15 protein-coding genes are annotated in these 13,695 nt (G+C 71.0%); 8 read left to right on the top strand and 7 right to left on the bottom strand.

What is annotated here, in order from left to right:
• Window positions 1–13 precede the first annotated feature (13 nt).
• Complete coding sequence (locus CQZ88_RS07320) at window positions 14–1,636, bottom strand: acyl-CoA synthetase (protein WP_050035891.1); 1,623 nt, start codon at window positions 1,634–1,636, stop codon at window positions 14–16.
• A gap of 285 nt (window positions 1,637–1,921) precedes the next feature.
• On the opposite strand from CQZ88_RS07320, the gene CQZ88_RS07315 reads away from it, so the two are divergent.
• From CQZ88_RS07315 to CQZ88_RS07290, 6 genes are all read left to right on the top strand, one after another.
• On the top strand, window positions 1,922–2,860 hold the full coding sequence (locus tag CQZ88_RS07315; RefSeq protein ID WP_102799499.1) for a 3-oxoacyl-ACP reductase: 939 nt from the start codon (window positions 1,922–1,924) through the stop codon (window positions 2,858–2,860).
• Window positions 2,861–2,876: 16 nt separating this feature from the next.
• Complete coding sequence (locus CQZ88_RS07310) at window positions 2,877–3,629, top strand: SDR family NAD(P)-dependent oxidoreductase (RefSeq protein WP_043798646.1); 753 nt, start codon at window positions 2,877–2,879, stop codon at window positions 3,627–3,629.
• Between the two features lie 195 nt (window positions 3,630–3,824).
• A complete protein-coding gene (locus tag CQZ88_RS07305) occupies window positions 3,825–4,964 on the top strand; it encodes an FMN oxidoreductase (RefSeq protein ID WP_006931588.1) in 1,140 nt (379 codons plus the stop codon).
• Between the two features lie 44 nt (window positions 4,965–5,008).
• Window positions 5,009–5,872 (top strand): coniferyl-aldehyde dehydrogenase, encoded by an 864-nt coding sequence (locus CQZ88_RS07300; RefSeq protein ID WP_102799498.1) that lies wholly within the window; start codon window positions 5,009–5,011, stop codon window positions 5,870–5,872.
• Window positions 5,869–6,333 carry a nuclear transport factor 2 family protein gene (locus CQZ88_RS07295; RefSeq protein WP_102799497.1) on the top strand — a complete coding sequence of 155 codons (465 nt, stop codon included), beginning with the start codon at window positions 5,869–5,871 and terminating at the stop codon, window positions 6,331–6,333. The genes CQZ88_RS07300 and CQZ88_RS07295 overlap by 4 nt, the downstream gene beginning before the upstream one ends.
• 13 nt (window positions 6,334–6,346) lie before the next feature.
• Window positions 6,347–6,871: a nuclear transport factor 2 family protein gene (locus CQZ88_RS07290; protein ID WP_102799496.1), complete on the top strand. Its 525-nt coding sequence runs from the start codon at window positions 6,347–6,349 to the stop codon at window positions 6,869–6,871.
• Between the two features lie 9 nt (window positions 6,872–6,880).
• On the opposite strand, the gene CQZ88_RS07285 is transcribed toward CQZ88_RS07290, so the two are convergent.
• Window positions 6,881–7,471, bottom strand: a complete 591-nt coding sequence (locus CQZ88_RS07285) for a helix-turn-helix domain-containing protein (RefSeq protein ID WP_102799495.1) — start codon at window positions 7,469–7,471, stop codon at window positions 6,881–6,883.
• A 49-nt stretch (window positions 7,472–7,520) separates the two neighbouring features.
• On the opposite strand from CQZ88_RS07285, the gene CQZ88_RS07280 reads away from it, so the two are divergent.
• Window positions 7,521–8,360 carry a trans-aconitate 2-methyltransferase gene (locus tag CQZ88_RS07280; RefSeq protein ID WP_102799494.1) on the top strand — a complete coding sequence of 280 codons (840 nt, stop codon included), beginning with the start codon at window positions 7,521–7,523 and terminating at the stop codon, window positions 8,358–8,360.
• On the opposite strand, the gene CQZ88_RS07275 is transcribed toward CQZ88_RS07280, so the two are convergent.
• The 3 genes from CQZ88_RS07275 to CQZ88_RS07265 all read right to left on the bottom strand — a co-directional run bounded on the left by CQZ88_RS07275 (window position 8,357) and on the right by CQZ88_RS07265 (window position 11,135).
• The gene (locus CQZ88_RS07275; protein WP_102799493.1) at window positions 8,357–9,277 is read right to left on the bottom strand and encodes a TIGR03619 family F420-dependent LLM class oxidoreductase; all 921 of its coding nucleotides are present in this window, start codon (window positions 9,275–9,277) and stop codon (window positions 8,357–8,359) included. The genes CQZ88_RS07280 and CQZ88_RS07275 overlap by 4 nt on opposite strands.
• A gap of 30 nt (window positions 9,278–9,307) precedes the next feature.
• Entirely contained in the window at window positions 9,308–10,129 is an 822-nt protein-coding gene (locus CQZ88_RS07270; RefSeq protein ID WP_102799492.1) for an SDR family NAD(P)-dependent oxidoreductase, read from the bottom strand.
• A gap of 88 nt (window positions 10,130–10,217) precedes the next feature.
• The gene (locus CQZ88_RS07265; RefSeq protein WP_102799491.1) at window positions 10,218–11,135 is read right to left on the bottom strand and encodes an NAD(P)-dependent oxidoreductase; all 918 of its coding nucleotides are present in this window, start codon (window positions 11,133–11,135) and stop codon (window positions 10,218–10,220) included.
• 95 nt (window positions 11,136–11,230) lie between these two features.
• Between CQZ88_RS07265 and CQZ88_RS07260 the strand changes: the two genes are divergently transcribed.
• Complete coding sequence (locus CQZ88_RS07260; protein ID WP_006931603.1) at window positions 11,231–11,872, top strand: ScbR family autoregulator-binding transcription factor; 642 nt, start codon at window positions 11,231–11,233, stop codon at window positions 11,870–11,872.
• Between the two features lie 14 nt (window positions 11,873–11,886).
• On the opposite strand, the gene CQZ88_RS07255 is transcribed toward CQZ88_RS07260, so the two are convergent.
• Window positions 11,887–12,825 carry a ScbA/BarX family gamma-butyrolactone biosynthesis protein gene (locus CQZ88_RS07255; RefSeq protein WP_006931605.1) on the bottom strand — a complete coding sequence of 313 codons (939 nt, stop codon included), beginning with the start codon at window positions 12,823–12,825 and terminating at the stop codon, window positions 11,887–11,889.
• Window positions 12,826–13,194: 369 nt separating this feature from the next.
• A complete protein-coding gene (locus CQZ88_RS07250) occupies window positions 13,195–13,509 on the bottom strand; it encodes a helix-turn-helix domain-containing protein (RefSeq protein WP_029545995.1) in 315 nt (104 codons plus the stop codon).
• Between the last annotated feature and the right edge of the window lie 186 nt (window positions 13,510–13,695).

Raw genomic sequence — 13,695 nt, 5'->3', positions numbered from 1 at the left:
GTGTCCGACGGCGTCAGGCGTCGACGGTCGCGTTCTCGAGCGTCGCCTTGGCCCACCGATAGTCCGCCTTCCCCGCCGGTGAGCGCATCACCTCGGGAACCGGCACGATCGTCTTCGGGATCTTGTACCCGGCAATCAGGGTCCGGCAGTGATCGGCCAGTTCCGTGACCGAGGGCGCTTCCACACCGGGACGGAACTGGACGGCCACCGAGACCCGTTCTCCCAGTAGCGGATCCGGAACTCCAGCCACCACCGCATCGAGGACGGCTGGATGGCTCTTGACGGCCTCCTCGACCTCCTCCGCGTAGACCTTCTCGCCGCCGGTGTTGATGCACGCCGAGCCGCGGCCGAGTACCACGATCGAGCCGTCCGGCTCCACGGTGGCCAGGTCGCCGAGCAGGCACATGCGCACGCCGTCGCGCTCGGGGAACGTCGCCGCGGACTTGTCCGGGTCGTTGTAGTAGCCGAGGGGAACGTGGCCGATGCGCGCGAGGTAGCCGATGGTCTCCGAGCCGGGCTCGACCTCGGCCAGATCCGTATCGACCACCCGTAGCGTCGGCGACGGGGAGATCCGGGCACGGCCGTCCGAACCGACGTCGAGGGTGCCGGTCGCGCCTGCCTCCGACGAGCCGAACGAGTTGCGCAGGTAGACGTTCGGCAGCAGCTCCGCCAGTTGCGCGCGCACACTCGCCGACCACAGCGCCCCGCCGGAACCGATGACCAGCAGCGAACTCAGGTCGAACTCCTTGCCGCGTGCGGCCACTGCGTCGGCCAGCGGCCGGCTGATGGCGTCGCCGACCACCATCACGATCGCGATCCGGTGCCGTTCGATCAGGCGTAGCGCCTCCACCGGCTCGAACGACCGCATCAGCACCTGCTTCGCACCCGTGAACAACCCCATCAGCACCGAATACATCGCAGCCCCGTGCATGAGCGGTGCCGTGACGAGATAGGACATCGGGTGCTCGTTTGCCGCGGCGGCCGCGGCGAGATCGGCAGGGCTGCGGTGCGGTTCGCCGTACGGGTTGCCGCCGGCCAGCGCCGCGAAGTAGAAGTCCTCGTGCCGCCACATCACGCCCTTGGGCATGCCCGTCGTGCCGCCGGTGTAGAGGATGTACCGGTCGTCGCCGCTGCGCTCACCGAAATCCCTCTCCGCCGAGGCGCTCTCCGCCGCCTCCGCATACCGCACCACGGTCGCACCCGCACCTGCCGCAGCCTGTTCGAGCGCCGCCGTCTCCGCGCTTCCGACGACGACGATGTGCCGCAGCCGTGAGGTGTGCGGCACGGCCTGCGCCGCGACGTCGGCGAACTCGTCGTCGAGCACGAGTGCCACGAGGTCCGCATCGGTGTAGAGGTGCACGAGCTCGGCACCCACGTAGCGGAAGTTGATGTTCACGGGTACTGCGCGAATCTTCAAACAGCCCAACATGACCTCGAGGAATTCGAGGCTGTTGCGCATGTGCAGGCCCACATGATCACCTGCGGTCACTCCGACGGCCGCGAGGTAATGCGCGACCCGGTTGGCGCGGGCGTCGAACTCGGCGTACGTCCGGGACTCGTCCCCGCAGCTCAGGGCCGTCCGGTCGGGTATCGCATCGACGACGGCCTCGGTGAGGTCGGCCAGGTTCAGAGACATCGCGGGTCCTTCCGGAGTTCGTGGGTGGGCGAGGACGCGCACGCCCACGCGATCGTCGCGTGTGTGCCGCGGATCACAGCAGATTCAGTAGAACATATTCCTATTCCTGGATCAACGGCCGGATAGCGACGAACGAGGAGCCAGGCCCCCAGCCTGGCTGCAGGATTCGAGGACCGCCTCCCACCCGAGGGACCGCGGTCCGAGAACACCCTTGTGCAAGCAATAGAATGAATACTAGTTTTCAGTCATCGTTCTGCATACCCGCACGGACACAAGGAGCCCACCATGACCCAGAACCTGACCCTCGACGGCCGCGCCGCCGTCGTCACCGGAGCAGGCGCCGGCCTCGGCCGTGCCGAAGCCCTCGCCCTCGCCGACGCCGGGGCCGCCGTCGTCGTCAACGACATGGGTGCCGCCACCCACGACGTCGTCGACGAGATCCGCGCCGTCGGAGGCCGCGCCGTCGCCGTCACCGGCGACGTCTCGGACTGGGCACTCGGCGAGGAACTCGTCCGCACCGCGGTCACCGAGTTCGGCTCGATGGACATCCTGGTCAACAACGCCGGCATCCTGCGCGACAAGATGATCTTCAACCTGTCCGAGTCGGACTGGGACGACGTGATCCGGGTACACCTCAAGGGCCACGCTGCGACGTCGCGCGCCGCGGCCGTGCACTGGCGGCAGGCTTCGAAGGACGCGAACGGCCCGGTCTACGGCCGCGTGATCAACACCTCCTCCGAGGCGTTCCTGTTCGGCTCGGCCGGGCAGCCCAACTACTCGGCCGCCAAGGCCGGCATCACGGCCCTGACCCTCTCGACCGCCCAGGGCCTGTCGCGGTACGGGGTGCGAGCCAATGCCATCTGCCCCCGCGCCCGCACGGCCATGACGGCGGACGCGTTCGGCGAGAACAACACCGGTGCGTCGGGCCTGGACCCGCTCGCGCCCGAGCGAGTGGCCACCCTGGTCCGGTACCTCGCCTCCCCCGCCTCCGACGAGGTCAACGGCCAGGTCTTCGTCGTGTACGGCAAGATGGTCGCGCTCATGGAAGCACCCAAGGTCGAGCACCGTTTCGACGCCGCCGGTTCCGCGTTCACCGTCGAGGAACTCGGCGGACAGCTGTCGTCCTACTTCTCCGGTCGCGGACCGTACGAGACGTACTCGGCCTACAGTGTGGCCGAACTGGAGAAGGTCGCGCTGGCCACCGGTGAGACCGTCGGCGCCTGAGCGGAAGGACACGGTCGTGAAACTGAGCGGAAAAACCGCCGTCGTGACCGGCGGCGCGGGCGGGATCGGGCGCGCCGTCACCCGGGTGTTCGTCCGCGAGGGCGCGCGCGTGCTGTTCGTCGACGTCGACGACGACCGCGGCCACGCCCTCGAGACCGAACTCGTCGACTCCGGCGGCGAGGCGAAGTTCCTGCAGGCCGACATCTCCCGGCGCGAGAGCGCGGAGCGGATCCGGGACGCCGCCGTGGCGGCGTTCGGAGGCATCGACGTCCTGGTCAACAACGCGCACGCGTCCCGCCAGGCCCCGCTGCTCGAGCACACCGCGGAGATGTTCGACCTGTCGTTCGGCACGGGCTTCTACCCCACCGTGCACCTCATGCAGGCCTGCCACCCGCAGTTGAAGCAGGCCCGCGGGTCCGTCGTCAACTTCGGCTCCGGATCCGCCCTCGACGGCATGCCGACGCAGACGTCGTACGCGGCGGCGAAGGAGGCGATCCGGGCGGTGAGCCGCGTGGCCGCGAACGAGTGGGCGGCCGACGGCATCCGCGTCAACGTCGTGTGCCCGTTCGCCGCCACGGAAGGTGTGCTCGCCTGGCAGCAGGCGTTCCCCGACCGGGCGGCCGCCGCGGCGGCGAAGGTGCCGTTGCAGCGGATCGGCGATCCCGAGACGGACATCGCCCCGGTGGTCGTGTTCCTCGCGTCCGACGATTCGAGGTACATGACGGGCCAGACGCTGATGGCCGACGGCGGCAGCATCAAGTTGCGCTGACGCGGCCGGGGACGCCGGCCCGTTCCTCGATCGCACTGAGTGGGACACCGGGTCGCCGCCGGCCGGACCGCATGGAAATGTGAGCCGCACGGGCCCGCCGGCCGGTGTCGTACCCGGCCGGCGGGCCACTTCCAGACCGTCCCGCCGAGAGGCGGGAGATTCCATACCGTCCTGCCGAGAGAGGTTTTCGACCGCATGGCTTCCTCCTCCCCGCTGTTCCGCCCGCTCCGCGTGCGTTCGCTCGAACTGGCGAACCGCATCGTCATGTCACCCATGACGCGGTCGTACTCGATCGACGGCGTGCCGGGCGACGATGTCGCCGCCTACTACCGCCGGCGGGCCGAGGGCGGGACCGGCCTGATCGTCACCGAGGGGGTGGCCGTCGATCATCCGACGGCCGTGGACAATCCGCGGGTACCCCGCATGCACGGCGCGGCTGCGCTGGCGGGCTGGCGCCGGGTCGTGGACGAGGTGCACGCAGCCGGCGGGCGGATCGTCCCGCAGTTGTGGCACGTCGGGCCGCTGTGGGGTGCGATGAGCGCCGTGGACCCCGCACTGAAGCCCATGCGCCCCTCGGGCAGCTGGGGCACCCCGGGGGTCACCTCGTATTCCGCCGACTACGTCGCGCGGGCGTCGCGCCCGACGGAGGCGATGACCGAGCAGGACATCGCCGACGTGATCTCCGCCTATGCGCGCGCGGCGGCCGCCGCGGCGGAGGTCGGCTTCGACGGGATCGCGCTGCACGGCGGGCACGGCTACCTGCTGGACTCGTTCCTGTGGGAGGGCACCAACACCCGCACCGACGCCTGGGGCGGCGACCTCGAGCGCCGCACCCGGTTTCCCGCTGCGGTGGTCGAGGCCGTGCGCGCCGAGATCGGCGACGACCTGCCCATCGTGTTCCGTTTCTCGCAGCACAAGCAGCAGAACTACACCGCCCGCATCGCCGAGACGCCCGACGAGCTGAAGGTGATCCTCGGCGCTCTCGTCGAGGCCGGGGTCGACATCCTCGATGCGAGCATCCGGCGCTTCGACACGCCCGCCTTCGAGGGCAGCGACCTCTCGCTCGCCGGCTGGGCGAAGCAGCTGACCGGGGTCACGACGATGGCCGTCGGCAGCGTCGGTATCGGCAAGTCGCTGCGGGAGAGCCGGATCAGCGGCTCGGCACCGGTCGACGACAACATCCCCGAGCTCGAACGGCGTCTCGGCAGCGGGGAGTTCGACCTGATCGCCGTCGGCCGGCTGCACCTGGCCGATCCGGCGCTGGCGACCACCCTGCGCGCCGGGGGACCGCTGCCCGCATTCGACCGCGAGATCCACGAAGCGTCGCTGACCTAGCGCCCGGCACGGGCGGGTACGCGGCGGTGACGACAGGAGGCCCCATGGAATCCTCGTTCCCCGAGCAGCTTTCCGCTGTACTCGATCGGCAGCGCCGTGCGCCCGCGACCGCGCCGGCCACCGATCCCGCGCACCGCGTCCGGACCGTCCGCGCGATGATCGACGTGCTCGTGCGGCACCACAAGCCGCTGACCGAGGCGGTCCACGCGGACTTCGACGGTGTGCTGCCGTCGCACGTGGTCATGGACGACATCGTCACCTCCCTGACGGCGCTGCACCGCGTCCGGGAGTCCCTGGAAGGCTGGGGCACCGCCGCCCGTCCCACCTACCGGATCCCCGGACCGTCCGGAGCGCTGTGGCACTGCGGCCCCCACCACGACGCCGGGACGGTGGCCATCCTCGGAGCCCGCACCGCTCCCCTGTTCTCGCTGCTGGGGCCGTGGGTCAGCGCGGTCGGCACCGGGCACCGTGCCGTCCTGATGCCGGCGCAGGGCCTGCCGCGCACCGTGCGTGTCCTCTCCGAGGCCGCCGAGGCCATGCTCGACCCCACGGACATCGCGGTGATGATCGGCGTTGGCGAACACGACGATGCGATCACCGCCGACCGGTTCGACCACGTGGTGATCACCGGCGAGCGCGCACCCGCCGGCGCCGGGACGGCGACCGTGCTGCGTCCCGGCGCCGCGCGATCGGTGACACCGCACCGCCGCACGTTCGCCGACGCGCTCGCCGCGACGTATGCCGCGCTGCTCCCCGCCGTCACCGAGAACGCCGGCCTGGTCGTGACCGTCACCGACCATCCGGGCACCTGCCCCGTCCTGCGCTTCACCCGCCCCGGCGCGGCGCCGTCCGGTCAGCGGGACGAGGGACGCGCGCCGGCCGGCGGGCGATGGAGAATGCCGGCATGAGCAGCCCCGTCGAGGACCGCCTCGCCCTCGCGGACGTCGTCGCACGGTATGCCCGCGCCGTCGACCGGCGCGATCCGACCGTGCTGCGCTCGCTGTTCGCCGACGACGCCGAGTTCGTGCAGCCGCCGGGACTGGTCCGTCGCGGGCACGACCCGGTGCTCACCGGAGCAGGGCCGATCGCCGAGGGGGTGCTCGCCGCGGTCGCGCACCTGCACTCCACCCGGCACGTCCTCGGCCAGCATGTGATCGACTTCGACGGCGACCGGGCCCGGGGCGAGCTGTATTGCGAGGCGCACCACGTGTACCCGAGCGGCGACGGATACCGGGACTACACGGTGTCCGTCCGCTACCGGGACGAGTACCGCCGCGTGCCGGAGGGGTGGCGCATCGCGCGCCGGGAACTGGTCGTCGACCTCACCGCCGACCGCGAGGTGCGGCTGCTCCGATCCGCTACCGAGTGAAGGGAAAGCCCTTGTGAAGCATACGGAACCGGCCCTGACGCTGACCGCCGCGGAACAACTGCTGGCCGTCGAGGAGATCAAGCGGCTCTTCGCCGCGCGGCTTCGCGTGATGGACACCAAGCAATGGGACCTGTATCCCACGCTGCACACCGAGGACGTCGTGAGCGAGACGTGGGGCGGCCTGCCCGAGGACACCCAGCCGCGGACCGGTGATCGCGCCAACCGGGTGGTGGGCCGGGAACCGCTGCGGCGCGCGATCGAGAACCTGCTCGACGGAGGCACGCCGGTCACCAGCGCGCACCACGGTCACACACCCGAGATCACGCTCACCTCCGACACCACGGCCACCGGGATCTGGGCGATGGAGGACCAACTGTGGTGGACGAACGGAGCGGTCGAGGAGCACCTGCACGGCTGGGGCCACTACCACGAGGAGTACCGGAGGGTCGACGGCGTGTGGCTGATCAGCTACCGCGCGCTCACCCGGCTGCGGCAGGTGCACACGCCCGGGTTCTTCGACTTTCTGAAACCGCTGTAGCCGCCGGCGTCACGGCCGCGACGCGTCGTGCTCACCGTGGAGGTGGGCACGCTCGCCGTCGTGGTCGAAGATCGTGAGAATCTCCACCGGACCGTCGTGGGCACCGATCACGTGCGGGACCATCGTCGAGAACGCGGCGGCCTCGCCGGTCCGCACGAGCACGGTCCGCTCGCCCAGCTGCAGTCGGGCCGTGCCGGAGAGCACGGTGAACCACTCCCGGCCCGGATGCACCTTCGCCGCACCGGTTCCGGTGGACCGGTCGGGGGTGATACGCATCTTCGCCACCGTCACGCCGTGCAGGGCACGTTCCCGGGACAGCAGCCACGTGGTCACCCCGGGCATGTGCTCGGGCTGCGGCCGGATCACCACGTCCTCGTCCTCGGCGGATTCGACGAGCTGATCGAGCGTGGTGCCCAGGGCCCGGGCAATCGGCACCAGTTGATCCAGAGCGATCCGACGGTTGCCGGTCTCGATGCGGCTCAGCGTCGACGGGCTGAGCCGGCAGCGGGCCGCCAGCGAATCGAGCGACCAGCCACGGGCCAGTCGCAGGCCGCGGATGCGTCGGCGGATCACGGCGTCCAGATCGAGATCTTGCGTCATACGCAAGATGGTATGCCCTTCACGCATCGAAGTCGCTACCGTGGCAGCCATGACGCACGATCATCAGCCCCCCGGCAGCCGGCACGCACACCACGACCCCGGGCTGGCAGAACTACTGGACCTGGACGCGGAGGTACTGGGCTCGTACCTGGACGGGGTGACCGCGTGGGCCGAGCAGCACGCCCCGCAGGGGCCGCGCACGATCGTCGACGTCGGCGCCGGAACGGGCACGGGCAGCCTGGCGCTCGGGCGCCGCTTCCCCGCCGCCGAGATCGTCGCGGTCGACAGGTCGGCGTCGATGCTCGCACGCGTCCGCGCCGCCGCGGCCGAGCACGGCACGGCCGAGCGGCTCCGGGTCGTGCTCGCCGACCTGGATGCCGCCTGGCCCTCGATCGGTACGGTCGATGTCGCGTGGGCGGCCTCGTCGCTGCACGAGGTCGCCGACCCGGACAGGGTGCTGCGCGACCTCCACGCCGCACTGAATCCCGGTGGCCTGCTGGTGGTCGTCGAGATGGACGAGTTGCCCCGGTTCCTGCCCGACGACGTCGGGCGGGGCAGGCCGGGCCTGGAGCGGCGCTGCCACGAGGCCCTGGCGCGCGCGGGCTGGAACGCGCACCCGGACTGGCGGACCCACCTGGAGCGGGCCGGTTTCGAGTTCACCGCCCAGCGCAGCTTCACCGTGGCGGCGGCGCCGGCACCACCGAGCGCGGCCCGCTACGCACACGCCTACCTGTCCCGCATCCGCGCCGCGCTCGACGGCCGGCTGGCCACCGACGATCTCGAGACCCTCGACGCCCTGCTGGCGCCCGACAGCCCCGACGGTCTGCTGCACCGCGGCGACCTGACGGTCCGTGGCAGCCGCACCGCGTGGGCGGCACGCCGCCGCTAGAGGGCCGCCTCCCGCAGCACCGTGACGAGCGTCGCGAGCCGGTCCGCGGCCCGGTCCGGATCGGGATGCACCAGGGTCAGCGGCACCATCACGTCGGTGACACCCACGGCGAGAAGCTCCTTCACCGCCTGCGCCGTCGCGGGCACGGCGATCTCGCCGGCCGAGTCGTGGACCACCTGCAGCCGTCCGCGGATCTGCAGGACGTCGGGATCGCGGCCGTCCCGCTCGAGCGCGCCGCGGAGCAGATCGCGGCCCCGGCGCAGCTCGTCCGGGCCGGCACCCATGATGGGAATCCACCCGTCGCCCCACCGGGCGAGCCGGCGGATCACCGGCTTCGACAACGACCCCGAGACCCAGACCGGGATGCGACGGCCGCCGGGACGCGGCGCACAGTACACGTCGGTGAACGCCACGCTCGGGCGCTGCACCGAGGCCGGGGCGTGCTCCCACAGCGCCCGGCAGGCGGCGAGCGTGTCGTCGAGCAGCGGGCCACGATCGGCGAAGCTCAGTCCCGCGGCCTCGTATTCCTTCTCCTGCCAGCCTGTTCCGACCCCGAGGTCGAGCCGCCCACCCGACATGTGGTCCAGGGTGGCCGCGGTCTTGGCGAGCACGGCGGCGCCCCGCAGCGCCGCGATGATCACGCCGGTGCCGAGGCGAATCGTGCGGGTCCGGCCGGCGATCACCGCGAGCACGGTCATGGGTTCGAGCCACATCGCATCGGGTTCGGTGGCGAACGGTCCCCACGCGTAACCGGAGGTGTCGGCTCCCATCACGACATGGTCGGTGACGTTCACGCGGTCCACGCCGCATTCCTCGGCCCGGACCGCGACGTCCACGAGGTGGGCGAAGTTGTCACGGGCCAGCACGTCGCCGAAATTGGGGAGATTGACGCTCAGCGTCGGGGGGAGGAAGTTCACGCGAAAACCCTTCGGGTGTAGAGGATCCGGTCAGGGCGCTAGGGGACGATTGGTCCACGACCCGTCGGCGCGCGGGAACCAGCCGCCGGCCGCGTAGCTGCCACCGTCGACGTGAACGGTGGACCCCGTGACGTAGCGGGAGAGGTCGGAGGCGAGGAACAGGGCCGGTCCGGCGACGTCCTCGGGGCGGCCCGGGCCGCCCAGCGGCGCCCACCCCGGCCAGCGGTGCCGGTCCGCCTCCGGCACGAGCCGCTCGTACGGCACCTGCGGCGTCGCGATCAGGTCGGGCGCGATCGCGTTCACCCGGATGCCGTGCCGGCCGACCTCGACGGCGAGACTGCGGGTGAAGTGCCGCAGCCCGGCCTTGTACGTGCCGTACACGACGTGCCCGGGAATGCCGCGGTGCGCCTCGACCGTGGTGACGTTGACGACGGAGCCGCCCCGGCCGCGGTCGATCATGCCCGGAAGGACGGCGCGGGTCATCCGCAGGGCGTGGTCGAGATTGGCGCGGGCCAGGGCCTCCCATTCGGATTCGTCGGCCTCCGCGAAGGGCGTCGACGGGCGGAGGAAGTCACCGACGTTGTTGACGAGTACGTCCGGGGCATGGCTCGCGGCCTCCGTCGCGACGGCCGGGTCCGCGGCGTCGCCGACGATCGGCACCACGCCGGGAATTCCGGCGGCCAGCCGCTCGGCCGCCCCACGATCGGTGTCGACGAGGACGACGCCGGCACCGTGCTCGGCGAACAGCCGGACGACGGCCGCGCCGATGCCGTTCGCCCCTCCGGTGACGATCGCCGTTCTTCCGGACAGCAGGGGATGCGACGTACTACTCGAAGCCGGAACGGTGGTCACCGTCGCGACGGTAGCTGTCGCGCCCCGAGGCGCCCCGGTCGTTCCCGGTGGCCGGGAACGGGACCGAGCCCGCGCGCCGGGAGGGCCCCTATGGACCGAAGGCAGGGGGCGGCACCCGCAGCCCGGTCTCCCGCCAGATGCGCGCCGCGTCGTAGTAGTGGTCGTGGCCGGCGAGATCTATGTGCCGCTCGGTCAGTCCCCGCTCCGGCGCGACGGCCACGGCCTCGTCGTACCCGAGACTGGTGCGGGGCAGGTCGAATCCGGCGTCGCGGGCGAAGGCCGACGCGAGGGCCCGCACACTCACCGGATCCGGGTGGGCGGCGTGCAGGACATCGCCGCCGGAGCCGGGGCGGGTGCCGCGGACCGCGAGTGCCGCGATCAGGCGGCCGAGATCGCCGACCGAGATCACCGACAGCAGGGGGCGGCCGTCCTCGACCCAGGCGCCGAGGCGAGTGAGGATCTGCGCGATGCCGGGCACGAACCAGCGGTCTCCGGGCCCGTAGACGAAGGCGGCCCGCACCACGGTGCCGCCGTAATCACGCACGGCCAGTTCGGCCGCGAGCCGGCTCTCGCTGAGCACCGAGACCGGATTCGGCACGACGGCATCCTCGTCGACACCGCGGTGCGGGCCGGGACCGTAGACCCCGATCGTGCTGACGTAGATCACGTGCGGCCGGTGCTGCCGGGCCGCCGCGGCCAGGAGGTTCCCGGTCCCGGCACGGTTCACCGCGTCGCACGTCTGCGGGTCCGATCCGGTGTAGGAGGCGGCGTGCACGATCACGTCGGCGGCGGCGACCACGGCGTCCAGGGACGACGGTTCGGTCAGGTCCGCCGCGGCCCTCCGCGTCGCGGCGGGGGGCAGCTCGTCCGGCCGTCGCGCGACGGCCGTGCAGGGCACGCCGGACGCCGTGAGCGCCGCGAGCACGGCGCCCCCGACGAAGCCGGTGGCGCCGATCAGCGCGATTCGCAGGGGTTGCGACGAACGTTCGTCGCGGCGGCGGTCCATTACTGTGGGTACCATTCGGCCGGGTGGGGGAAACCCGATGGGGTTCGTCACGATGCACCTCGTCGGAACACAGGGTGGGAACGGAGTGAGGACGGATGGCTCAGCAAGCGCGGGCGGTGGCGACCAGGCAGCAGATCGTTCTCGGCGCGGCCGAGAACTTCGAACGGTCGGGCTACGAGGGCGCGAGCCTCGGCGCGATCGTCGAGAGCTCGGGCATCACCAAGGGCGCCCTCTACTTCCACTTCCGGTCGAAGGACGAACTCGCCCAAGTCGTCATCGAGGAGCAGCATCGCATCTCGATCGCCGCGGTCGAGGCCATCGCGGGCCTCGACATTTCCGCACTCGAGCAGATCGTGATGCTCTCGCACGAGATGGCGCGGCAGATGATCGACGAGCCGATCGTGCGGGCCGGCATCCGCCTGACGCTCGAACTCAGCGCCACCGACGGTCCCACCGGCCCGTACCTGGACTGGATCGCCGCCTGCGAGAAGCTCACCGAGCAGGCGATCGCCCAGGGCGACATCCTCGACACGATCGACGCGGCCATGCTGGCCCGGTTCGTGATCTCCGCCTACAACGGCGTCCAGCTCGTGTCCAACGTCCTCACCCACCGGCAGGATCTCGAACAGCGCCTCGACGAGATGTGGATCCTGTTGCTGCCCGCCGTAATGCCCGCAGACCGCCACGGTGAGATCCCGCGGATCCGTCGGGCCCGCTGGACGCCGCCCGCCGACTGAACGCCACGCGGCGGTCAGCATCGTGACCGATCCGGTGCGAGCCGCACCGTGCCGGTCGCCAGCGCCTCGCCCCACTGCTCGACCGAGGTCCGCACGGTCCACGGATCGTGCGGATCGATCCGCGCCACCACGTTCGCCCGCTCGTCCAGTTCGACGAACCGGTGGTAGGCGGCCTCGATGAGGTCGACGTCGGCGTGTGGGCGGCCGCATGCGGCGCGGGCGCTCTGCCGGAACGCCTCGAGGACGAGCATGCCGGGAACGTGATCGCTGGGGTGGTCGAACAGGACCGGATGACGATCGTCGACCCGCAGGCGCCAGCGGTTCTCGGCGTACTGCGGACCGAGCACGACGTCCAGTGGCCGGGACTGCCCGACGACGGCGGGGGGAATCGCCGGGGGGCAGACGGGATCCCCGATCGTGCGCGGGCCGGTGCCGTTCCAGCGCAGCCGCTGGTAGTCGTCGGGGGTGAGGACGTTCGCCACTCCCTGTCCCGTGCCCACCTGTCGTCCGTCGACGACGAACACCACCGTCAGATCGAACTGGGACAGCAGCCCGCCGCGGTACACCGGGTCCTCCAGGCAGGCGTCGAGGACGACCTCCGCGGCGCCGGTACCGATGGCGAGCGCCTGCACCGCCGCGTCCACCCGCAGGGTCTGCATGACGAACGGATGACCGAGGGGAACGCGATATTGCGTGTGCCCCAAGTAGATCGCCGTCTGGCGCAGGGTCTCGGCGATCAGCATGGTGTCGTATCGGCCGGTTTCGGTCCGGTAGAAGCCGTGCAGCCGTGGCCACTGCGCGCCCAGCAGGAATCGATGGTCGGCGCCGGCGGACGTGCAGTCCGTCAGGAACACCTCCGACACCGATTGCCGGTGGACGTACCGCCTGGGCACCGTCGACTCGAAACCGAGGACGGGACTGTTCCGGGGCACTGCGTCCGCATCCACGGTCATTGTCGCTTCTTTCATTGCAAACCGGCCGGACTGCTTTTATCGAGGGACTATAGACGACCCGGACGAATCGGAGCACGCCCGTGTCCAGTGACTGGATCGGACGCCGGGAACGGCTTTCGTCCCCCGTCGGTCGCTCGGATGAATTCTTCGAATCCAACAAACCGATCGACCGGTTTATGGTAAGGTGTCAGGCAGTCGGGAAACAAATGAAACAAATGAACAGGGTCGGCCGTCGAGCACGCGGAGGGGTGTTCGAGCGGCAGGCCCGAGGTCACAGCACCTCCGCGCCGCCGGGACTATACGAGGGGTAGCCCCTGCGGCGCGGAGGCGTGTCTGCGTTCACATCGCCGCCACCCGAACCCGGGTGCCTCACTTGCTCGGAATGCGACTTCGCGCTTCGGCGAGCTGATCCTCGAGGTAGACGATCCGGCACGCCGCGTCCACCGCGGTGCCGCTGTCGACCAGTTCCCGCACCCGCGCGACGAGCCGGAGCTGGTTCCGGGAGTAGCGGCGGTGACCGCCCCCGGAACGGTGCGGCACCACGAGGCCCGTGTCGTCCAGACTGCGGAGGAAGGCAGGAGTGACCCCGAGCGCCGCAGCGGCGCGACCCATGCTGAAGGCGGGGTAGTCGTCGTTGTCGAGTTCGTTGGTGACCGCGGGAGCGCGGTCGGGTGTGGGATCCACGTGCCCTTCGTTGCTACGAGAGGGAACCCCGGCACATGGGGCGCCGGGGTTCGTGACGGTTACGACAGTGCCGGCCTCGACCGGCACGAGGAAATGACATACACGAGTTCGCAATCCCGAGGGATACGCATCACCAGCCTCTCGCTCTGCTCTCCGGTGGCGACGTGGTCGGCCTCCGCAGAGTCC

The sequence above is a fragment of the Rhodococcus sp. ENV425 genome (assembly GCF_002887785.1).
GTDB classification, from domain to species: domain Bacteria; phylum Actinomycetota; class Actinomycetes; order Mycobacteriales; family Mycobacteriaceae; genus Rhodococcus; species Rhodococcus aetherivorans.
Note: the sequence above shows the minus strand (reverse complement) of the source record. Positions and strands in the feature narration are given on the sequence as shown.

What these genes read in the sequence shown, in the direction of transcription:
- CQZ88_RS07285 (WP_102799495.1), bottom strand. Translation starts at nt 7,471, where the DNA reads ATGACGCAAGATCTCGATCTGGACGCCGTGATCCGCCGACGCATCCGC.
- CQZ88_RS07315 (WP_102799499.1), top strand. Translation starts at nt 1,922, where the DNA reads ATGACCCAGAACCTGACCCTCGACGGCCGCGCCGCCGTCGTCACCGGA.
- CQZ88_RS07255 (WP_006931605.1), bottom strand. Translation starts at nt 12,825, where the DNA reads ATGACCGTGGATGCGGACGCAGTGCCCCGGAACAGTCCCGTCCTCGGT.
- CQZ88_RS07300 (WP_102799498.1), top strand. Translation starts at nt 5,009, where the DNA reads ATGGAATCCTCGTTCCCCGAGCAGCTTTCCGCTGTACTCGATCGGCAG.
- CQZ88_RS07305 (WP_006931588.1), top strand. Translation starts at nt 3,825, where the DNA reads ATGGCTTCCTCCTCCCCGCTGTTCCGCCCGCTCCGCGTGCGTTCGCTC.
- CQZ88_RS07265 (WP_102799491.1), bottom strand. Translation starts at nt 11,135, where the DNA reads ATGGACCGCCGCCGCGACGAACGTTCGTCGCAACCCCTGCGAATCGCG.
- CQZ88_RS07295 (WP_102799497.1), top strand. Translation starts at nt 5,869, where the DNA reads ATGAGCAGCCCCGTCGAGGACCGCCTCGCCCTCGCGGACGTCGTCGCA.
- CQZ88_RS07320 (WP_050035891.1), bottom strand. Translation starts at nt 1,636, where the DNA reads ATGTCTCTGAACCTGGCCGACCTCACCGAGGCCGTCGTCGATGCGATA.
- CQZ88_RS07260 (WP_006931603.1), top strand. Translation starts at nt 11,231, where the DNA reads ATGGCTCAGCAAGCGCGGGCGGTGGCGACCAGGCAGCAGATCGTTCTC.
- CQZ88_RS07280 (WP_102799494.1), top strand. Translation starts at nt 7,521, where the DNA reads ATGACGCACGATCATCAGCCCCCCGGCAGCCGGCACGCACACCACGAC.